This window comes from Marinobacter salexigens, from assembly GCF_018860765.1.
In the GTDB taxonomy this organism is placed as follows: domain Bacteria; phylum Pseudomonadota; class Gammaproteobacteria; order Pseudomonadales; family Oleiphilaceae; genus Marinobacter; species Marinobacter salexigens_A.
Genome location: NZ_JAHKPV010000021.1, coordinates 1,019,650 through 1,038,087, shown reverse-complemented (window position 1 = coordinate 1,038,087; position 18,438 = coordinate 1,019,650). Strand labels below are relative to the sequence as shown.

General features: G+C 48.6%; 24 protein-coding genes and 1 tRNA gene. 14 read left to right on the top strand and 11 right to left on the bottom strand.

The window, feature by feature from the left end:
* Positions 1–4 precede the first annotated feature (4 nt).
* On the bottom strand, positions 5–361 hold the full coding sequence (locus tag KO508_RS18290; RefSeq protein ID WP_216009688.1) for a hypothetical protein: 357 nt from the start codon (positions 359–361) through the stop codon (positions 5–7).
* Between the two features lie 173 nt (positions 362–534).
* On the opposite strand from KO508_RS18290, the gene KO508_RS18285 reads away from it, so the two are divergent.
* A complete protein-coding gene (locus KO508_RS18285) occupies positions 535–1,416 on the top strand; it encodes an SDR family oxidoreductase (RefSeq protein ID WP_216009687.1) in 882 nt (293 codons plus the stop codon).
* 27 nt (positions 1,417–1,443) lie between these two features.
* Here KO508_RS18285 and fnr read toward each other — a convergent pair whose 3' ends face one another.
* The gene (gene fnr / locus KO508_RS18280; RefSeq protein WP_216009686.1) at positions 1,444–2,199 is read right to left on the bottom strand and encodes a fumarate/nitrate reduction transcriptional regulator Fnr; all 756 of its coding nucleotides are present in this window, start codon (positions 2,197–2,199) and stop codon (positions 1,444–1,446) included.
* 97 nt (positions 2,200–2,296) lie between these two features.
* A complete protein-coding gene (ylqF, locus tag KO508_RS18275; RefSeq protein WP_216009685.1) occupies positions 2,297–3,232 on the bottom strand; it encodes a ribosome biogenesis GTPase YlqF in 936 nt (311 codons plus the stop codon).
* Positions 3,233–3,444: 212 nt separating this feature from the next.
* Here ylqF and KO508_RS18270 point away from each other — a divergent pair, with 212 nt between their 5' ends.
* Together KO508_RS18270 and KO508_RS18265 are read left to right on the top strand one after the other, a co-directional pair.
* Positions 3,445–3,888: a Spy/CpxP family protein refolding chaperone gene (locus KO508_RS18270; protein ID WP_216009684.1), complete on the top strand. Its 444-nt coding sequence runs from the start codon at positions 3,445–3,447 to the stop codon at positions 3,886–3,888.
* Positions 3,889–4,059: 171 nt separating this feature from the next.
* Positions 4,060–4,638, top strand: coding sequence for an outer membrane beta-barrel protein (locus KO508_RS18265; RefSeq protein ID WP_216009683.1), 579 nt, complete (start codon positions 4,060–4,062; stop codon positions 4,636–4,638).
* 78 nt (positions 4,639–4,716) lie between these two features.
* Here KO508_RS18265 and lipA read toward each other — a convergent pair whose 3' ends face one another.
* The gene (gene lipA, locus KO508_RS18260; RefSeq protein ID WP_216009682.1) at positions 4,717–5,760 is read right to left on the bottom strand and encodes a lipoyl synthase; all 1,044 of its coding nucleotides are present in this window, start codon (positions 5,758–5,760) and stop codon (positions 4,717–4,719) included.
* Positions 5,761–5,899: 139 nt separating this feature from the next.
* A complete protein-coding gene (locus KO508_RS18255) occupies positions 5,900–7,177 on the bottom strand; it encodes an O-acetylhomoserine aminocarboxypropyltransferase/cysteine synthase family protein (RefSeq protein ID WP_216009681.1) in 1,278 nt (425 codons plus the stop codon).
* A gap of 67 nt (positions 7,178–7,244) precedes the next feature.
* Here KO508_RS18255 and KO508_RS18250 point away from each other — a divergent pair, with 67 nt between their 5' ends.
* On the top strand, positions 7,245–7,691 hold the full coding sequence (locus KO508_RS18250) for a DMT family transporter (RefSeq protein WP_354668061.1): 447 nt from the start codon (positions 7,245–7,247) through the stop codon (positions 7,689–7,691).
* On the opposite strand, the gene KO508_RS18245 is transcribed toward KO508_RS18250, so the two are convergent.
* Positions 7,685–8,119 carry a PACE efflux transporter gene (locus KO508_RS18245; protein WP_216009680.1) on the bottom strand — a complete coding sequence of 145 codons (435 nt, stop codon included), beginning with the start codon at positions 8,117–8,119 and terminating at the stop codon, positions 7,685–7,687. The genes KO508_RS18250 and KO508_RS18245 overlap by 7 nt on opposite strands.
* A gap of 406 nt (positions 8,120–8,525) precedes the next feature.
* Here KO508_RS18245 and KO508_RS18240 point away from each other — a divergent pair, with 406 nt between their 5' ends.
* Positions 8,526–10,166 carry a methyl-accepting chemotaxis protein gene (locus KO508_RS18240; protein ID WP_216009679.1) on the top strand — a complete coding sequence of 547 codons (1,641 nt, stop codon included), beginning with the start codon at positions 8,526–8,528 and terminating at the stop codon, positions 10,164–10,166.
* 140 nt (positions 10,167–10,306) lie between these two features.
* Here KO508_RS18240 and KO508_RS18235 read toward each other — a convergent pair whose 3' ends face one another.
* Positions 10,307–10,678, bottom strand: coding sequence for a DUF2938 family protein (locus tag KO508_RS18235; protein WP_216009678.1), 372 nt, complete (start codon positions 10,676–10,678; stop codon positions 10,307–10,309).
* Positions 10,679–10,757: 79 nt separating this feature from the next.
* Between KO508_RS18235 and KO508_RS18230 the strand changes: the two genes are divergently transcribed.
* Positions 10,758–11,198: a helix-turn-helix domain-containing protein gene (locus KO508_RS18230; protein WP_216009677.1), complete on the top strand. Its 441-nt coding sequence runs from the start codon at positions 10,758–10,760 to the stop codon at positions 11,196–11,198.
* Positions 11,199–11,697: 499 nt separating this feature from the next.
* Here the strand turns inward: KO508_RS18230 and KO508_RS18225 are convergent, their stop codons facing one another.
* Positions 11,698–11,874, bottom strand: a complete 177-nt coding sequence (locus KO508_RS18225; protein ID WP_354668057.1) for a helix-turn-helix transcriptional regulator — start codon at positions 11,872–11,874, stop codon at positions 11,698–11,700.
* A 335-nt stretch (positions 11,875–12,209) separates the two neighbouring features.
* Between KO508_RS18225 and KO508_RS18220 the strand changes: the two genes are divergently transcribed.
* The 3 genes from KO508_RS18220 (at position 12,210) to KO508_RS18210 (ending at position 14,380) form a co-directional block, all read left to right on the top strand.
* Positions 12,210–13,148: an FRG domain-containing protein gene (locus KO508_RS18220; protein ID WP_216009676.1), complete on the top strand. Its 939-nt coding sequence runs from the start codon at positions 12,210–12,212 to the stop codon at positions 13,146–13,148.
* Positions 13,149–13,194: 46 nt separating this feature from the next.
* On the top strand, positions 13,195–13,725 hold the full coding sequence (locus KO508_RS18215; RefSeq protein ID WP_216009675.1) for a hypothetical protein: 531 nt from the start codon (positions 13,195–13,197) through the stop codon (positions 13,723–13,725).
* 121 nt (positions 13,726–13,846) lie between these two features.
* Positions 13,847–14,380 (top strand): hypothetical protein, encoded by a 534-nt coding sequence (locus tag KO508_RS18210; protein WP_216009674.1) that lies wholly within the window; start codon positions 13,847–13,849, stop codon positions 14,378–14,380.
* A 547-nt stretch (positions 14,381–14,927) separates the two neighbouring features.
* On the opposite strand, the gene KO508_RS19100 is transcribed toward KO508_RS18210, so the two are convergent.
* A complete protein-coding gene (locus KO508_RS19100) occupies positions 14,928–15,077 on the bottom strand; it encodes a hypothetical protein (RefSeq protein WP_354668056.1) in 150 nt (49 codons plus the stop codon).
* 250 nt (positions 15,078–15,327) lie between these two features.
* Here KO508_RS19100 and KO508_RS18200 point away from each other — a divergent pair, with 250 nt between their 5' ends.
* From KO508_RS18200 to KO508_RS18190, 3 genes are all read left to right on the top strand, one after another.
* Entirely contained in the window at positions 15,328–15,546 is a 219-nt protein-coding gene (locus tag KO508_RS18200) for a hypothetical protein (RefSeq protein ID WP_216009673.1), read from the top strand.
* 2 nt (positions 15,547–15,548) lie between these two features.
* A complete protein-coding gene (locus KO508_RS18195; RefSeq protein WP_216009672.1) occupies positions 15,549–15,848 on the top strand; it encodes a hypothetical protein in 300 nt (99 codons plus the stop codon).
* A gap of 142 nt (positions 15,849–15,990) precedes the next feature.
* Positions 15,991–16,497 carry a tyrosine-type recombinase/integrase gene (locus tag KO508_RS18190; RefSeq protein WP_216009671.1) on the top strand — a complete coding sequence of 169 codons (507 nt, stop codon included), beginning with the start codon at positions 15,991–15,993 and terminating at the stop codon, positions 16,495–16,497.
* A 12-nt stretch (positions 16,498–16,509) separates the two neighbouring features.
* Here the strand turns inward: KO508_RS18190 and KO508_RS18185 are convergent, their stop codons facing one another.
* Positions 16,510–16,794, bottom strand: a complete 285-nt coding sequence (locus KO508_RS18185) for an excalibur calcium-binding domain-containing protein (RefSeq protein WP_216009670.1) — start codon at positions 16,792–16,794, stop codon at positions 16,510–16,512.
* Positions 16,795–16,929: 135 nt separating this feature from the next.
* A tRNA-Met gene (locus KO508_RS18180) sits at positions 16,930–17,006 on the bottom strand.
* A gap of 267 nt (positions 17,007–17,273) precedes the next feature.
* Here KO508_RS18180 and KO508_RS18175 point away from each other — a divergent pair.
* Positions 17,274–17,654 carry a nuclear transport factor 2 family protein gene (locus tag KO508_RS18175; RefSeq protein WP_216009669.1) on the top strand — a complete coding sequence of 127 codons (381 nt, stop codon included), beginning with the start codon at positions 17,274–17,276 and terminating at the stop codon, positions 17,652–17,654.
* Positions 17,655–17,725: 71 nt separating this feature from the next.
* Complete coding sequence (locus tag KO508_RS18170; RefSeq protein ID WP_252738181.1) at positions 17,726–18,385, top strand: pseudouridine synthase; 660 nt, start codon at positions 17,726–17,728, stop codon at positions 18,383–18,385.
* Positions 18,386–18,438 lie beyond the last annotated feature (53 nt).

The window sequence follows — 18,438 nt, the reverse complement described above, 5'->3', positions numbered from 1 at the left end:
GTGGTCAGGCATCTTCTGGTTGATGAATAATTTCCTCGAGGAAATCGAGAATTGAGGCCAAGCTGCGGTCATCCAACTTTTTGAGCACTTTGTGGACGACCATTTTGCTGCCTTTTAGCATGCTGCTGATGCCTACTTTAGCCATGCTTAGCATCATCTTGCTGGCGTTTAGGCGCCGCAAGGGTTCGATGAAAAAGAAGTCCAAGCCTGTTTCGGTCATATCTATGATCAAATTGTAGAGCTGGTCGATTGCTTCTTTATCGGCTTTCCCGCGCTCGCGCAGTTCTTCAATAGTATAAAGTGCACGGGTGCGCAACTCATCGGGGATGGGTGCAACAATATGGCTTTGTTGTTTTAGCATGGCGATACCTAATTTTGTAGGCTTTTGATAACGATAATAAAAGCGATGCTGCCTAGTTTTGTATGGCTGCATCCTGTTTTGAAAGGCATTGTATAAATTGATGGTGGTAAGCCATTGGCCAGGCGGAGTTTTAAAACCGTCATATTAGTTATATCCGGAGGCATTGAGTTCTAGTGCATGTACTTGTCGTTCATGATTATGGTCCTTTGGGAAAGGTGCTTCTCGAGCGGCTTAGGGAGACGTCCTTGCACGTGAGCCCTTTACTGGTCAGCAATCCGAACAGCGCTGACCTTAGTGCTCTGGCGCAATGGATTCCGGAAGATACAGACCTAGTGGTAAATGCGCTGTGGTTGGCAGACCCCGAAGCCGCTGAGCGGGATCCCGAGGGCACACATAAAGCTGCTTTTTCCTTGCCGGTAGCCATCGCTGAATTTGCCCGGGACCGGGGCATTGCGTTGTTCCAATTGTCGTCTTGCTATGTGTTTGACGGGCGCAAGCAAAGTGGTTATCTCGCATCCAACCCCGGCCAGCCGGTGAATGAGTTAGGTAGTTGGCAGTGGGAAAGTGAACAAGCGTTACGCACGCTTTTGCCAAGACATATTATCTTGCGTACGGGTTGGAGCCTTAGTCGTTTTATCCGCAAGGTTCAGACGAGCACCGTGGCTGCCAACGAAACCCTGACTCTGCCAGACAAGTGTGTGGGTCAGCCTGTATCGGTGGTAGACCTTGCCAGAGTGATCACCGCTATTATTCAGCAACTGGACTGTGGGGCAGATGTGTGGGGTACCTTCCAATATGCAGGTGCCGAAGAGATCAGTTTGTACGAGTTGGGTCTAGCAATCGCTGGTCTGCCGGGTATCCCTGAAGACCTTCACATAGTAGATGACATGCCGCCTTGGGGCGCGCTTGAGCCGCAGAACACAACTCTGATATGCACCAAAATCCGCAACACATTTGGTATCAAACAGGTTCCTTGGCGCTCCGGACTCGTAAACGAATTGGTGCTGTTGAAAGAAAATACGGCGCGTTTGGAGGCCAGCAAACTGGCTGAGTAAATTCAGCCAGTTGCGGCAAAGAGTGGCTTACTGCTGACAGTTCTGGCGGGCGAACTCCCGGGTTACTAACTGTAGAGCTTCAACATCTAACAGTTCCACCTCGCGGCCCCTCGCATGAATAATGCCTTGGTTTTGGAAGCGGGTAAAAACACGGCTGACGGTCTCAACGGCCAGCCCTAAAAAGTTAGCGATGTCATTTCTAGCCATAGGCAGGCTGAAGTTGGTTGGTGACATTCGACGACGCTGGAAGCGGCTGGATAAAGACAAAAGTAACGACGCAATGCGTTCTTCTGCTGTATTTTTGCTAAGTAGCAAGGCCAACTGATGGCTGTTCTGGATTTCTTGGCCCATTAGGCGAAACATGTGGTGCTGCAAATCCGGCAGCTTACCAGTAAGTTCTTCGAGTTTGTCTACCGGGAACTCGCACACGCTAGTGCGCTCAAGGGCTTTGGCAGTGCAAGCGTAGGATTCACCGCTCATACTATCCAAGCCAACCAATTCACCGGGCATAAAAAAGCCTGTGACTTGCTCTTCACCACCCTCAGTAATAATCGAGGTCTTGACTGAACCGCTTTTGACGGCAAAGCAGGAACGAAACGGCGTGCTTTGATCAAAAATATGTTCGCCGCGATTATAAATACGGCCCTGCTGAACGATCTCTTCGAGCCTGCCTAAATCGTTTTCCTCAATGGCGAGCGGTAAGCACAGGTTGCTAAGGCTGCATTGCTGACAGGAGGCTTTAAGGGGGGAGGCAGCTTGGCGAAATCTAATTGGTTGAGCCATCGGGGGTAAACCATCCAAATTGATGCAAGTCAACTTGCTACTCTAATACGCGAGAGCCGGTTTGCCAATGATTAAACGTAAGGAAAGACACTGACAGTTAGTGTCGGCGACCAGAACGGGCTGCTTTGGATGCTGCCTTCTTCTCATTTAGCTTTGCTTCTTTCTCGGCCTCGGCCAGTGCGGTTTCCTCAATTTCGCGCTCTACCATCTCGGGTGTCTCCAGCGAGATCCTCCCCAGAGTGCCAGCCCGGAATTCATTGAGCAGTACCTCGGAGACTTTGTTCAGGTCTGGTACGCCGCCGCGCCCTAGAAAACGCCGCTTCGCTGCGATGCCGTCCATAAGAGCTAAGCCGTCTGCCGGCAGTTTATCGAAGCCGTAGCGGGCTTTCAGCAGAGCGGGATAGGCTTCCAGAAGGTAGTCGGCTTCAAACATGGCAATATCTTCAAAATCTAATACAGAACTGCGTATAGCACCAGTAATCGCCAGCCGGTACCCGCAGGCTTCCGGCGAAAGTTTGGGCCAAAGGAAACCGGGTGTATCGTAAAGCAGAATGTTGCCTGGCAGTTTGATGGTTTGCTGTGCTTTGGTCACTGCCGGTTCATTGCCGGTTTTGGCGGCTGGGCGCCCGGCAAGGGTATTAATGAGTGTAGATTTGCCAACGTTAGGTATACCCAGAATCATTACCCGTAGAGCGCTCTTCTGGCGATCGTGGTTAGGTGTCATCTCACCGGCCAGACGGAGAATGTCCAGAGCTTCGCCGCGCTGGTTGTGGGTGAGCGTGATGGTTCTTACACCGCGCTCTTTTTCCAGCCAGGTTTGCCAGCGTCCTGTGACTTCCGGATCAGCCAGATCGCGCTTATTGAGAACCCTGATCAGTGGGGTGTCGCCACGCAACGCTGGCACCAGTGGGTTTTCACTGCTGAAAGGAATGCGTGCGTCTAGCACCTCAATAATGAGATCCATCTGAGGCATGATCTTTTTGATCTCCTTGCGGGCCTTGTGCATATGCCCTGGAAACCAGTTGATGGTCATCTTTTACGCTCCGGATATCTGTGAATTGGGCCATTATGAAGGGGAATGACTAAACTTTCACACTTGTTTCGATGCGCTCGTGTTGCGGGTTTCCGGAGGGCATGGCTCACAACCTGTATAAAAAGAAGGGGTATCGGGGTGAAAAAAGGAGGTTGGATGCATTAGGGTATGAACCAGCTAGCCATTTAAACTAATTTGTTAACGGAGATTTTATGACGCTCACAAAACTGTTCGGCACTGCTCTTGTTGCTTTGAGCCTTTCGGCACCCACGTTCGCCCAGCAAGCACCGACCGGGCAGCCGGATCAGGTTGATCAATTGGCTCAGATGGTTGGGCTTTCCGAAGATCAGCAAAAAGAGATTCGCGGCATCCTTGACGAAATGCAGGGTGAAATTGGTACGTTACGTGAAGAGGCCCGTGCCTTGCAGGAGCAAATGCAGGCTGAAATCAAAGCAGATTATGATGAAGGCGCCATTCGCCAACACGGGGAAGACCTTGGGGACGTGACCGGCGAGATTGCTGTGCTCTCAGCCCTCATGCAGGCCAAGGTGGATAGCGTGTTCACCCAAGAGCAGCGGGACGAGCTGGATAAGAAAATGCAACAGATGCGCCAGCAAATGCAGCAACAGCGCCAGATGATGCAGCAAGGGCAGTGAGCGGTGTGCTAATGCTTGGCGTGGTAGGTAAATACTAGGCTAAGTAGCGGTTAACGAGCCAGTGGATAGCTGCGTAGAGCAAGCCGAAATAGTTGCAATTGATACTCTATCCCTTAAAATTGATGCGTGGATGTATTTCTTTTAACGCAATTGCAATGTTGAGTGGATATTATGATCAAACAGGGATTTAAGGGATTAATTCTGGCAGGGGTTTTGGTTTCTGGTTCGGCCGCAGCTGAGCTGGGCTATACGTATGCAGAAGCTGGCCTTGCTATGCTGAGCGCCGATGGCGACCAGACCTACGTGGGTTTTGATCTTCGCGGCTCATACTTAGTTAACGAAAATATTTTTGCATTTGGCGGCTTCCGCATGCTGTCAGATGATATTGACTACACAAACTGGCATTTGGGTGGCGGCTATCGCCATGCGCTAGACGCTAAAACAGACGTTTGGGGTGGAGCTAGCCTAGATTATCAAGAGGTTGAAGTAGACTTCTGCTCCGGATTCTTTGGTTGTTCTAGTGCGTCTGCTGACGATACGGCGCCAGCCTTGCGAGGCGGCATTCGTCACCAACTCAATGATAAAATTGAAGTTGGTGCAAGTGCACGTTATGTAACTGGAGATTTAGACTATCTGGGTCTTACCGGCCAAGGTCGCTTCAAGCTTCAGGAGAATCTGAGCCTGACTGGCGAAGTTGATCTTCAGGATGGTGACTTCGGTTTGTTCGGCGGCGTGACTTACTTCTTCTAATCGCCACTCTGATTTAAAACCCGCCTTCATAAAGTGAACGCGGGTTTTTTTGTGTCGAACAAAGAGTTGCTAGAGAGTTTAGTCCAGAGTTTTTACCGGGATTTGCATTGCGTTCGAGGCGACAGGCACATCTGGCACTGCAAGCCCCAAATTATTCTTATCGAAGACTCTATCTGCCCGGTAACTAGAGCGCACCATAGGGCCTGAGGGTACTTCCATGAAGCCTTTCTCCAAGCCTATCTCTCGATATTGGTTAAACTCTTCTGGGGTTACGTAGCGCTCGACAGGCAGGTGATTCGGCGTAGGGCGCAAGTATTGGCCAAGTGTGAGGATGTCCACTCCAATGTTACGGAGGTCGTCCATGGTCGCAAGGATTTCTTCATGGGTTTCGCCTAAGCCTAACATCAAGCTGGTTTTGGTCAGTATGTCGGGCCGATACTGCTTGGCGTGGGCGAGTACACTGAGCGTCTTCTGGTAGCCAGCTCGCGGGTCACGCACGCGACGTGTTAAGCGCTCCACGGTTTCCACATTTTGTGCAAAAACCTCAAGCCCCGAATCCACCACCTTCTCCACGTGGGTCATAACAGCATCAAAGTCTGGTGTTAGTGCTTCTACAGCAACGTGCGGTGTGCGTTGTTTGATAGCTGACACACAGGCGGCGTAGTGGGCGGCTCCACCGTCCTCTAAGTCATCTCGATCAACAGAGGTCAGCACGATATAACGTAGCCCCATAAGTTCGACCGATTTGGCGGTGTTTTCCGGTTCGTCTTTGTCTAGCCAGCCATTAGGGTTGCCTGTATCAACTGCACAGAAGCGGCAGGCGCGGGTGCATACTGACCCCATCACCATGATCGTTGCCGTGCCAGCTGTCCAGCACTCGCCAATGTTGGGGCAGTGGGATTCCTGACATACGGTGCTGACCCGGTTTTCAGTGACGTTTTTACGCACGGCTTCAAAGCGCTCGCCGCCGGGCATCTTTGCCCTCAGCCATTTGGGTTTGCGCTCAACCGATACGGGTTCCTGAGTTGCTGAGCGCTTTACGCCATCCTTGATAGCTGAGAAGCCATGCTCATTGCGGAATTTGGAACCACTGGTGACGCGGGGCTTTGCGCTTTCGCTCATTGCAACCGGACTCTCATTAAAGCTGGGGTAGCCATAGAGAATAATAGGCTGACGGGGTAGTTACAAGGTAGGTAAGGGCAATCACGAGGTGTAAACCAGTATACCGGGCACGACTTTAGTCGTACCCGGTTGCGCTTAATCAAGCCTGAGCTTTTTCCAGTGCCTGAGTAATGTCTGCAAGAATGTCATCCACATGTTCAATGCCGATAGACAAACGCACCAAGTCTTCACTGACGCCCGCGTTTTCGAGTTCTTCCGCGTTTAACTGGCGATGGGTAGTGGTGGCTGGATGGCAGGCCAATGATTTAGCATCGCCAATGTTCACCAAACGGTAAATTAGATCTAGAGCATCAATAAACTTGGCACCTGCCTCACGGCCGCCTTTGATACCAAAGCTCACTATGCCAGATGCTTTGCCGCCACAGATCTTGTCGCAAGTCGCTTTGAAGGGGCTGTTAGCCAGTGCTGCATAGTTAACCCATGCAACCGCCGGGTGATCCTGAAGGAAGTTGGCAACTTTTTCGGCATTTTCGCAGTGGCGCTCCATGCGCAGGCCAAGAGTTTCCAAGCCCTGCATAATTAAGAACGAATTGAATGGAGAGAGGGCCGAGCCAGTGTTGCGAAGCGGCACAACGCGGCAGCGGCCAATAAAGGCGGCAGCGCCCAGAGCCTCGGTGTAAACCACGCCGTGATAGGAGGGGTCTGGCTCGTTCATCATCGGGAATTTAGCGCCGTTGGCTTTCCAGTCAAATTTGCCTGAGTCGACAACGCAACCTGCTACGGTGGTGCCGTGGCCACCAATGTATTTGGTGAGGGAGTGGATCACGATATCTGCGCCGTGCTCGAACGGGCGGCAGATATAAGGTGTGGCAACAGTGTTATCCACAATCAGTGGTATGCCATGCTTGTGAGCTACTTCGGCCCAGCGTGCAATATCGACTACGTTGCCGGCAGGGTTGCCTATGGACTCGCAGAACAGTGCGCGGGTTTGGCTATCGATAGCTTTTTCTATCGCATCAAAATCGTCATGACGTACCATGCGGCACTCAATGCCCTGATTGGGAAGGGAGTGGGCAAACAGGTTGTAGGTGCCGCCATAAAGTTGGCTGGTGCTGACAATGTTGTTGCCAACTCGGCAAATGGTTTGCAGCGCATAGGTTATGGCAGACATGCCTGATGCAACGGCGAGAGCGCCTACGCCGCCTTCAAGAGCTGTCATGCGCTCTTCAAGCACAGAGTTGGTCGGGTTCATGATGCGAGTATAAATGTTGCCCGCAACCTTCAAATTGAACAGGTCTGCACCGTGTTGGGTATCGTCAAACGTGTAGGACGTCGTTTGGTATATTGGAGTGGTGGCCGCTTTGGTGGTTGGGTCGCCTTTGAAGCCGGCGTGGAGAGCAAGCGTCTCAAATTTCATAGTATCTTCCTTAAGAATGCTAAGTCGGCGTTAATTGTTTCGGACGTCAGTATGCCATATAGATTGGATGGGGCTTATAACGGTATGCAATCCTGACATGCCTGAACATAATATGCCTGCCTTTCAAGGCTTTCTGCCGAGCTTTGCGCAAAAAAAGTTATCGAGAATAAAGGTCTACATGATGAATAACTGGGTCTTGCTGGGAATAGCCATAGTGGCAGAAGTTGTAGCCACATCGGCGCTCAAAACGAGTGAAGGGTTTACCCGATTGGCACCTTCGGTGGTGGTTATTCTAGGTTATGCCGCTGCGTTCTATCTTTTGTCATTAGCGTTGCGCACCATTCCGGTTGGCATCGCTTACGCGATCTGGGCAGGCTTGGGGATTGTTCTTATGGCTGCTGTAGGTTGGCTGGCATTCGGGCAGAAGTTAGACGCTTGGGGCATGGTTGGTATGGCGCTGATTGTATCTGGCGTTTTCGTGTTGAACGTACTGTCCCGAACAGGGGCTCACTGACCAGAGGGTGGCGCCGCATCAGTATCTGGGAAAATTGTGTCGTAACACCAAGTGAAAACAAAAGCGTACACCAAATAAAACACAGCAAAAGAAACGTCCACTAAAAGCGCTTCCAGCAGTTCAATCTCCATCCACCAGGCAATAATTGGAAGGAAGGCCATTAACAGACCGAGCTCAAAGCTGAATGCGTGTAGAACGCGGAGTTTAATTGATTTTCGGGTTGAACCTGTAAAGCGCTTCAGGGCGTGATCAAAACCTAAGTTGAAAATGTAATTCCACACAGTGGCCAGCGTGGCGCCTATCAATCCGAGCACGCCGGTTTTTTCAAGAGAGTAGCCGAACGCAAAGGCAGCAAGGGGAACGGATATTAGTAACCCGATAACCTCGAAGGAAACCGCTTGCCGGATCCTGTCGCCGGTCGTTCTCATAAGACATCTCCGCAGAAGCATGCATTGCGCGCTTTACTCGCCCAAAAATAAAAAAAAGGCCGCGACATGAATCGCGGCCTTTTTCGAATACTGGTAGCAAGGGGCGGAGTTGAACCGCCGACCCCAGCATTATGAGACCTGTGTGAGCCGCATACTAGTGATCAAAAGTGTTCAATATCAGCTGCTTATTGTGCTCTATCTGGCCGTTTAGAGCCACTAAGATACACGGCTGTAAACAAGGGGGCAATCGATGTTGAGCTGGCTCTGAGTTGGTTGTGCTCGATTCTAGCTACAATTTAGCTACAGAAAGAGTCCAAATTCCATTTATATATATGTAATAAACTCAGGCATAATTGCGCCTTTGGAAATTCAATGCGAAAGGGAGGTCGCTGAACAGGAAGATTGCATGAATCTGCTAAGCGCTTTGTCACTCAAGTTACGATTAGTTTTCTTAGTATCCATCCCTCTGGTAGCTATCGCTGGCCTTTCTATATACGCACTCGTGGTTTTCGCAGATATTAACCGCGGAGTTTCAAGTATTTACAATGATCGAGTTGTACCACTCAAGGATTTGAAACTTATCTCAGATGATTATGCGGTTCTTGTTATTGATGCTGTTAACAAAGCAAATGCAGGGCGAATATCATCTCTTGAAGCGCTTCGTCAGATTGAAAAGGCGGAGTCCAACATCGAAGCAAATTGGGCGCGTTACACGCAGACATCCCTATCTCCACGCGAAAGAGAGTTGGTGAGTGAAGCGAAGGCGCTTTTTGCTGCGGCTGATCGAGGTATCGAAGAAGCTAAGACTGTTCTCCGTAGCGCCTCATCAAGTTCTCAAGGCCGGCTGGATCAGATTGATGGTCCGCTCTACGAGGTTATTGACCCCGTGACCGAAAAGATTGGCGAACTGATAGAACTACAGCTTGATGTTGCGGCGCAAGAACGACAATCGGTTGGGGCACTCTACGCTCAAAGTCAGATTCTCTATCCATCAACTGCTGTCGTTGCTACTGTACTTTCCATCGTTGTCAGTATTCTGATCATCTTGTCCGTCACGGGTCCTATTAACGCGATGAGAAGCCTGATGCGGTCTGTCGCAGAGAAGTCAGACCTTTCCCAGCGCATTCAAGTTAAGGGTAAAGACGAACTCGCCCAATTGGGCGAATCCCTCAATCACATGTTGAATGAATTCGATCAGGTCATCAGTCGTCTATCCAGCGTGTCTGACGAGGTGGCTACCGCGTCAGAAGAGCTGTCTTCAATAAACTCAAACGTAGAACGAAATATTGAATCCCAGTCTGATCAGACGGACCAGGTCGCAACAGCAATGAATCAGATGAGCGCTGCCTCAAATGACGTAGCCAGAAGCGCAGAGGAAGCACAATCCGCTGCACGATCAGCGAAAGAGCAAGGCATTGAAGGGCGAGTGCGTGGAGAAAAAGGACGAGAAGCGCTGCACCGGCTTTCTGAGGATATCCGTCGAGTCGCGAAACAGATTAATTCTCTGGAGAGTCGGAGTCTGGAAATACAGAAGGTTACTGAGGTTATCAATGACATTGCTGACCAGACGAATCTTCTGGCACTGAACGCCGCGATTGAAGCTGCAAGAGCTGGGGAGCATGGCCGTGGTTTTTCTGTTGTAGCTGACGAAGTTCGCTCCCTCGCCAAACGTACACAGATATCAACTGCCGAGATTGCCGAGGTAATTAAAGGCCTGACGGAGGAGAGCAGGGCAACCGTCGCAGTAATGCAATCTGGGCTTGAGCAAGTGGAAGAAAATCGCATGTTGATCGATGGTGTGGCCGAAACTCTGAATTCTATTGGGGACGCAATCGATCACATTGTTCAAATGGGCGAGCAGATCGCGAGCGCGGCCGAAGAGCAGTCAGTTGCAGCGGAACAAGTTAGTGGAAACCTTACTCATATTGTCGATCTCTCAAGTCAAAACCTCGACGGTGCCAAGCAGTCATCAGAGGCCAGTCATGAGCTGGCGAGATTGGCGGCAGAGATGAAGGATCGCGTTTCATCTTTCAAAACGACAGCCTAGCCGACACGGGCAAGCCTCAGGAAAACTGGGGCTCCTTTTATAAAGTAAATAAAGGGCAGCTCCCCGATTCGAGATTGTCGACCGCCGCATACGTGATGTTGCGGCGGCCATTGCAGCTAACGAAAATATTATCTTCGGATTTAAGCCGTCAGTCGTCCGACTATCTGACGCACCCAAGGGGCCGCAACGGTGCCTATGCCAACTGCGAGAGCGGGGCCAATCGTTGGGTTATGAATCCATGACTCCCCGTATATAACGATTAGTAAGGCAGCGAACGCAGCGCCTATCAGGTAGTGAACTATCCATCCTATGATGTGTTCCCCACGTATCGGAGAGGACGCGGAAATCGCCTCATGATGAAACTGGCCGCGGGGCATGTGGGCTATCCAACGCCCCACCATTCCGTAGTTTGGAGGCGGGACGCCGAGCAGCTGCTTTCGTACGATGCCCCACAAATCCATTACAGCAGTAGCTCCAATGCCGATGGTTAATATGAATACGAGATTGTTCATAACGCTCTCCTTTGTTTGTTTTAGCCGGTGACTGGTGTTAGCGTACAACTTAAAGTCGACTTGAGGTCAAGCGATCATTATGGACATCGCGGAAGTAGCCAAACGCTCGGGTGTGCCGGCCTCGACGCTGCGCTTCTATGAAGAAAAAGGGTTAATCAGCTCTGTTGGCAGGCAAGGATTACGTCGTGTTTTTAGAGACAATATATTGGACCGGCTGGCGCTGATTGCACTCGGGCGTTCGGCGGGGTTTTCGTTGGATGAAATCGTTCAAATGTTGGGGTCTAAAGGAAGGCCAAACATTGATCGCGAGTTGCTGGTTAGTAAGGCAGATGAACTTGATAAAACTATTAAAAATCTCACGGCGATTCGAGACGGACTTCGGCATGCGGCGGTTTGTTCTGCGCCAAGCCATATGGAATGTCCGAAGTTTCGTCGTTTGCTTGGGTTAGCTGCATCTGGAGTGATTAGTAGTGACAGCAAGGGGGCGCTTTCGCAAAAACGGCGCGGCACAAGCGCGTGATGTCGGCCTTATTAACTGCATATTCCTTAACCTTCGATGCGGTCTCTCTCACTATTCTTCAGTCTCACCGGTCCTGATCTCACCTTTCCATAACTAATTTAGTGACTGATATCCCTCGGCGTGACTGTCTAACTTTGAGCTGATCTCGTCGGCAGTCACTATGATCTGCTCTTTATACTCAAAACGGAGGCGCCCTCAAACATTTCTCCATACGGTATTCATCAGCGGTGAATTGCCTGTGTTAGCGAAAACAGAAGATTTGGTACATCGTTTGAGGGAACGGGAGAGGGGACAATAACAAAAAAAGCCTACGACTTTCATCGTAGGCTTTTGAAATTTGGTAGCAAGGGGCGGAGTTGAACCGCCGACCCCAGCATTATGAGACCTGTGTGAGCCGCACACTAATGGTCACAAGTGTTCAATATCAGTTAGTTGCGTATTCTGTCTGGCCGTTAAAGGCCACAATAGTACACAGCGGTAGTCGAGGGGGCAATTGACATCAGGCCGATTCGCGGCTGTCTTTGACAGCCTCCAGCTTCGCCCGGAAACCACATGCAGTGGCATACTTATTGAGCGTGCCCCAGCTCGGACTTCCTCTGCCATGTTCAAGTTTGGAAATGTTGCTCTTACTTGGTCTCAAGCGTCTTGGTAACTTCCTCCTGCGTAAGGCCTGCACGAGGTCCTCATGGTGACCAACTGATCAATCAGGCTGCACTCGTTCTGGAGGGCGTCGTACTCCTTGCGGGACTCGGGTTTTCCTGTGCTTTCTACTTAAAATATTTAAAACTTTTCATCTCTTGATCTCCTTCAACCGCTCTTTGGCTTTTGCTGGGGTTTTGAACAGCTCATCACTCAGGGCTCAAGATCGATTGCCTTTCAATTTTGATCGTTCGCTAATAGATATTGATGTAAAATATGGCGGTCAATGAGGTAATAGTGACTCAAACTATCCGCTTGGTGCTTTTTTTAAAAAGCGTATATCGGTGGGATAGTAACTATCTGGAGTGGTGCATGTCATACGAATATGAAGACATTAATATTGATAGCGCTAGATGCTTTTTCGACTTAATTTTGGAGGAAAATATTTTTAGCCCTCGGTCTACTTTTGATGTTGTGGAAAGGGATTTTAGTCGGTACATTTTTCGCGGCCAATCCGATATTAGCTGGGAATTAAAACCACTAGCTCACAGGGCACATGTTGATTTCTCTAAATTTACTCCTCAGCCTCCTGGCCCATTGCGTGAAAACGTACACGAGTACCTAGCTCTCCACGTACATGCCGAGTTTAGCGTGATACGCTATTTTCTGGAAGCTGCTGACAGTGTCGGAATTCCTACGCCTCTGGATTACGATTCATTGAAAGTTCATGATTATATTTTCGAAAAATATAATGATGGAGACTTGTCATGGGTCGGGGATGATTTTCCCAATAGAAGGTATTATCCAAGCATGGCTATGGCGCAACATTATGGTGCTCCAACCCGATTGTTGGATTGGACACAATCACCTTTGATAGCAGCTTTCTTTGCTGCAGAGAAGGCTTCCTCTATAGCCAATGAGCGGAAAAGCTCGGACACTATTTCCATAATATGTTTGAGTCGACATCTTATTGATAAAATAGATGATATAGAATATGTTCCAGCGCCTAGGGCTGGAAATTCATTTTTGTGTGCCCAAAAAGGTTGTTTTACTTTAATAAAAACTGCAAATTCATATTTTGAAAAAAACTTTAAGTGGCCTGATTTAGAAAGTGTAATATCAAATAGTGGTGTTAGTAAGAGTCTGGCAAAGCCACCTTTTTTAAGAATAAATATTCCATCGTCAGAGGCTGATGAATTGTTGAGGTTGCTTTATAGATTTGGAATATCGAAGCTGACACTAATGCCTTCCCTCCAAAATGCATCTGATGATTTTAATTATAAAAGAAACTTGTGGGGTAAGGTGCGTTAAGATGAGGTCAAATGAGAGTGAAATAAACTACAGTTGGAACTATTTTTTGGCCCTTGAAGATAGTTTGACGAGTCTTTCTAGATATGTTGAGTTTTCATACGATAACTTTAATTCTTATTCAATAGAAATGGTGAGAATTCTATTGTCTGCAGGATCTGAGGTGGATGTGGTTCTTAAGGATATATGTAAAATTCTTGAGCCGTCAAGGAAGGTTAAAAACATAAGTGATTATAGAGACTTGATAAGTTCTAAGTCTTTGTGTTTTGATGGTCGTCTTGTTCATATCCCCCGTTTTGGGCTTGATTTTGAACCTTGGTCTGATTGGAGTTCTAAAGAACCACTTTTTTGGTGGAGAAGTTATAATAAAGTTAAGCATCAAAGAAGTAGTTCATACTCTGAGGGGAACTTAAAGAATGTTTTGTATGCTATGGCAGCCTTGTTCTCCGCAAATGTTGTTCTTTGTAAGTTAAATGGTATTTCAAAGGTTTGCCCTCCACCGTCAATGTTTCGGTCTTTAGATGGTGCTGCAAGGGTTATGGGTTCTATTGAAGGTGAACAATGTTTGTTTGTGCATTGAATTTTAGTTTTTATTTTGCAATTGCCGCACAGCCTTAGATTATTTTTAAATAAAGCGGTCAGAATTCCGCGGTATTTTACAGCTCGATCTAATTGATATAATAAATAGGGTGGAATCTAATATGGATTATTCAAAAAGAAATCGAGCCGTGCACGCAATAGACTTGCTAAATGATTTTGTTGGAGATTGCGTAGCATCCGTTATGGTTCTTCATGAATATCGTAGAATTTTACATGGTGATGAAGAGCAGATAACAGCGCTTGTAGCAATCCAAAAAATGTGCTTATCATATTTGATTCTTACTCTTAATAAGTGGCTGGAGTTTTATGATAAATATTCTGCCATTATTCCTGATGAATTAAGGGTGGAGTGTAAAGCCCTCACGAAGACATTGCGTCAAAAAAAGGTAAATCAGTTTAGAAACAAATGTATCGGCCATATTTGGGACAAAACGAATCAGAGACCGCTTCATAATTCTGAAATAAACGAAAATCTCGATATTATAGTTGGTGATGATTTGGAAGGTTTTCTTGATTGGGCGAACAATCCAAAAGGAAATGTTTATCCTAATACTTTTTTAAGTATAGTCGAAGAGCTGAGGAATCGTCTGATGAAGGACTACAATTGTTCTTATGAAGAGATTAAGAGCCAATAATTTATAAAAGGTGCGTTAACGGAACCACTTTTTCCCGCTGCCGCTATAAGAATTAGCTCGTTACGCTGGCGTCATTTTTTTAGCACCACGGCTTATCTATTCACGTTAAAAAATATATTCAAGGATAATTGATCGAGGGTAAAAGCAAAGATCATTTTCATGATTGCGTCCTTGAGTCTTGCGGATCCCGGAACCATCTTTCCATGACTAACTTAGTGACTGCTATCCCTCGGCCTGACTGCCTAACTTTGAGTTCACTTCGTCGTTCTCAGGGCTTATTTGCCCGACCTCTGGAGCGGTTTTCCCGCTGATAAGCCAAAGAGCGTATCTTGGAAAGATCCTTTCAAGAACCTCAAGTTCGTTCGTGCTGATTCTGATATTTCTATAGCGCACGCTCTTCCATCTGGCGTGACCTATCTCGCTTTCTCTAATTAAGCGGTCAAAGCCTGCCTTAGATATTAATTGCTTAGCTCTATGTTCCATTGGTGACATATTCTTCAGTCTGGCCGATTCTGGAACCATCTTTTCATCACTGATTTGGTGACTGCTATCCCTCGGCGTGACTGTCTAACTTTGAGTTCACTTCGTCGTACTCTGGGCTTGTTTGCCCTATCTCTGGCGCGACTTCGCCGCTGATCAGCCAAAAACTGTAATTTGGGTAAATCTTTTTTACGACCTCTAGCTCGTTGGTGCTCATTCGAACACCTTTATAAAGCACTGCCTTCCATCTGGAGTTACCAATTTCGCTTGATCTCACCAGCTGGTCTATCCCTGCCTTTTTTATCAGCAGCTTTGCTCGATCTTCTATTAATTCCATATTGATCTAAAAATCATTAAGTCTTTCCGAGTTCAGATATTGACCTCAGGAAGGGATGTATTTATTATGGATGAAGGTCAAATACTGACCTCCATTATTGACCTTTACTGTCCGTTTTTGGACGTTTCGGATGAAGACAATGATAGACGAACAACTAGCCGAACGCATTAAAGACCTCAACTGGCCGCCACTGATGGACTGGCACGAGTTTGCCGATTGGGTCCGCGTAGACCACGGCGTAGTAGAAGGTTGGATAAAGCGCGCTTACATCCCGACCTACAAGATCGGTCGTCATCGCATGGTCAACATCCCCCGTCTACTGGAACAGATGGAAGCAGAGGAGATCTGAAGATGAAGCACCTTAATCATGCTGGTCGCGTAGTGGCTGAGTACCAGGAACTGGAAGCCACCACCGGGCAAAAATTCGGGAATGTCTTTTTCTTTGACGGTCAGAAATGTGTCGCTACCGCTGATCGCCTCGGCCCGGCCCGAATGGTTGCCCCTGGTACCGTCGCTGTGAGCGCTTCAGGCCGTCAGTGGGTGGCCGTTGGTGGATGTGCCTCTGGTTGGTCCCTCGTCTTCTCCCTATATCGAACAGCGCCCCGTGAACGGCTACGCAGTCCACTTCGACGACAACGCAAACCGCGCTGAGTGAATCAAAAAAGTTACGCCTGGCATCTTTAACCACGAACAGCGTTATCTTTCTTCCGTCTTTGCTGAAATGGTCCGGATCGGACACCTGAAAACGAACCCAATTGGCCCGGTTCGCCAGATCAGAGTCTCGGAACAGGAAATGACCTTTCTCACCATCAAGCAGTGTCATCAGCTTCTAAAGGAATGCCGGGAAAGCTCAAACGAGTTTGTCTGGTCGGTTGCTATGATTTGCCTTGCGACGGGTGCGCGTTGGATTGAAGCAGAAACCCTGACCAGTTCGGGTTTTGTCACGGGCAAAGTGATCTTTCGGGATACAAAGAACGGAAAGAGTAGGGCGGTACCCATTGAACCTAAGATTCAGGAACAGATCCGGGAATATGCGTTACCTGGTCCGGGGCGTTTATTTGGTCCTTGCCGGTCGGCATTTCGGGCAGCGTATAAGCGGTGTGGTTTTTCGACGCCCCAGCAGCTCACCCATATTCTCAGGCATACCTTCTCCAGTCACTACATGATGAACGGTGGAGATATTCTCACGCTTCAACGCATTCTTGGCCATGGGAACATCACGATGACCATGAAGTATGCGCATCTGTCGCCAGATCACCTTGAGTCGGCCAGAAAGCTATCGCCGGTCTCTCGACTTTGATTCTGGAAAAGGTTAGAACCTGGAATCGTTTTCACAGGGGATGCCGTCACGGTCACCGTCCATCTTCGTGTCTGGGCAGTTCCGGGTGAAGAACTCTGCCTCTGCCCTCGAATTCATCTGACTGCAGTGCTGCCGACCGTCACAATGAAAGCTTGTCACCCGCTTAGCTTCCTCAATCAATGCTTTTTGTCCCGCCATTGGATTAGCCACTGGAGTGGGTTGGCTTTTGGGTTGCTTCGATTGATAGAACTGCCATGCTCCAAAGGCGATCAGGGCAATCAGAATGAGGTTCTTCACTGTCACTTCCTTATGGTTATCTTGCTTGCGATAAAAGCGGTGGGTGAGATATTAGCACCGTCTGGGACAGCGGGGGACAAAAAGGGGACAACCATAAAAAAAGGGTCACGACTTACGTCGTAACCCCTTGAAATTTGGTAGCAAGGGGCGGAGTTGAACCGCCGACCCCAGCATTATGAGTGCTGTGCTCTAACCAACTGAGCTACCTTGCCATCGCTTCACCAATGGAAGCGGCGCGTATATTATGTGCGGAGCGTGAAGGTGTCAAGGGGTGGCCGAAAAATTGGTTCCCGAAATTGCATCGGATTCTGCCGCACGTGCTCATTAGGTGCGTTTAAACAATAAGTTGAAGGTGTTCTTGGATAGAGAAAAAACTGTCTGAATATAGCCAGTGGAGCAGGGTCTCGGGTGAATCTGCATAATAACGTGTATCATTACTCCATTGTTGGCCGTTCTCATCTCAGAAGTGGAATTTAATTATGCAACCGAAAGAAATAGTGGCGCAGTTCATCGCTGATATTCGTGCCCAGCGTCCGGATGAAGCAAAGAACTTGCTGGCTGTGGAAGATTTTGAGTATGTGGGGCCAAACATGCGTTTCCTCAGTCGTGATGACCTGTTGTCCTACTTGTTCGGAATGGTTGCCATCCAAAAGAGCTTAATCGTTCGCCAGCTCAGTGCAGATGGAGAACACGTGTTTGCGATTCTGGACTATCAAACTCATTTTGAACCCATTGGGGATGTTCGGCTTGCGGTCTGGTTTCGGGTTCGTGGCGACAAAATTCATACGGTTGAAGCCTTTTATAACGCCGCTGTGGTGGAGAATATGCTGGGTGGCAACCTGCCTTCAGCGGTATCCTGAAAACAAGGTGCTGTTTGAAATCCAAGACCCATCGACTAGATCGCTTTATAAGCCAAAATAGTGCTTTTTCGATGTCAGATACCCGTCTTTTGATTGCGCAAAAACGGATTTTTCTGGACGGGTGTGTGGCGCAGTCAATCCAACAACAAGTGACGGAATTCACTCAGGTTGTATTGGATGGCCAGTGCTTAAAAGACAAGGAACCCGTTTATATTATGCTGAATAAGCCTCGGGGAGTGGTTAGCGCAACCAAAGACGCTAAGCATCCTACCGTTTTGGATCTTATTCAGCACCCGCAGAAGAGCGAACTTCACATTGCTGGCCGCCTGGATTTCAACACAACCGGGCTGATTCTGCTCAGCAATGATGGAGCTTGGTCTCGCAAGATAAGCTTACCTGAGACAAAACTGGCAAAGACCTATGAAGTGACGTTAGCTAAGCCGGTGGGCGATGAATATGCGGAGGTGTTTCGCAAGGGAATCTACTTTGCGTATGAAAACATCACAACGCGCCCCGCATGTTTAGAGGTGCTCTCTGACTTCGCTGTTAGGCTCACGTTGGTTGAGGGCAAATATCACCAAGTTAAGCGGATGTTCGGTTATTTTCAGAACCAAGTGCTGGCGCTCCACCGGATTTCTGTCGGGAGCATAACCTTGGCGGGGCTTGGGGTAGGGGAGAGCAGGGTGCTTACCGCAGAAAAGCTAGGCGGGACACTAGGTGCAACAGAGTAGGTAGGAAACGTCGGGCTGCCAAACGCCTGTCTGGCAGCCCTCTAGTCACAGCG

Excerpts from the sequence above, each read along its gene's own strand:
- KO508_RS18290 (WP_216009688.1), bottom strand. The coding sequence starts at position 361 with ATGCTAAAACAACAAAGCCATATTGTTGCACCCATCCCCGATGAGTTG.
- fnr (WP_216009686.1), bottom strand. The coding sequence starts at position 2,199 with ATGGCTCAACCAATTAGATTTCGCCAAGCTGCCTCCCCCCTTAAAGCC.
- ylqF (WP_216009685.1), bottom strand. The coding sequence starts at position 3,232 with ATGACCATCAACTGGTTTCCAGGGCATATGCACAAGGCCCGCAAGGAG.
- KO508_RS18270 (WP_216009684.1), top strand. The coding sequence starts at position 3,445 with ATGACGCTCACAAAACTGTTCGGCACTGCTCTTGTTGCTTTGAGCCTT.
- KO508_RS18265 (WP_216009683.1), top strand. The coding sequence starts at position 4,060 with ATGATCAAACAGGGATTTAAGGGATTAATTCTGGCAGGGGTTTTGGTT.
- lipA (WP_216009682.1), bottom strand. The coding sequence starts at position 5,760 with ATGAGCGAAAGCGCAAAGCCCCGCGTCACCAGTGGTTCCAAATTCCGC.
- KO508_RS18255 (WP_216009681.1), bottom strand. The coding sequence starts at position 7,177 with ATGAAATTTGAGACGCTTGCTCTCCACGCCGGCTTCAAAGGCGACCCA.
- KO508_RS18250 (WP_354668061.1), top strand. The coding sequence starts at position 7,245 with ATGGGGCTTATAACGGTATGCAATCCTGACATGCCTGAACATAATATG.
- KO508_RS18245 (WP_216009680.1), bottom strand. The coding sequence starts at position 8,119 with ATGAGAACGACCGGCGACAGGATCCGGCAAGCGGTTTCCTTCGAGGTT.
- KO508_RS18240 (WP_216009679.1), top strand. The coding sequence starts at position 8,526 with ATGAATCTGCTAAGCGCTTTGTCACTCAAGTTACGATTAGTTTTCTTA.
- KO508_RS18235 (WP_216009678.1), bottom strand. The coding sequence starts at position 10,678 with ATGAACAATCTCGTATTCATATTAACCATCGGCATTGGAGCTACTGCT.
- KO508_RS18230 (WP_216009677.1), top strand. The coding sequence starts at position 10,758 with ATGGACATCGCGGAAGTAGCCAAACGCTCGGGTGTGCCGGCCTCGACG.
- KO508_RS18220 (WP_216009676.1), top strand. The coding sequence starts at position 12,210 with ATGTCATACGAATATGAAGACATTAATATTGATAGCGCTAGATGCTTT.
- KO508_RS18210 (WP_216009674.1), top strand. The coding sequence starts at position 13,847 with ATGGATTATTCAAAAAGAAATCGAGCCGTGCACGCAATAGACTTGCTA.
- KO508_RS19100 (WP_354668056.1), bottom strand. The coding sequence starts at position 15,077 with ATGAGCACCAACGAGCTAGAGGTCGTAAAAAAGATTTACCCAAATTAC.
- KO508_RS18200 (WP_216009673.1), top strand. The coding sequence starts at position 15,328 with ATGAAGACAATGATAGACGAACAACTAGCCGAACGCATTAAAGACCTC.
- KO508_RS18195 (WP_216009672.1), top strand. The coding sequence starts at position 15,549 with ATGAAGCACCTTAATCATGCTGGTCGCGTAGTGGCTGAGTACCAGGAA.
- KO508_RS18190 (WP_216009671.1), top strand. The coding sequence starts at position 15,991 with ATGACCTTTCTCACCATCAAGCAGTGTCATCAGCTTCTAAAGGAATGC.
- KO508_RS18175 (WP_216009669.1), top strand. The coding sequence starts at position 17,274 with ATGCAACCGAAAGAAATAGTGGCGCAGTTCATCGCTGATATTCGTGCC.
- KO508_RS18170 (WP_252738181.1), top strand. The coding sequence starts at position 17,726 with ATGTCAGATACCCGTCTTTTGATTGCGCAAAAACGGATTTTTCTGGAC.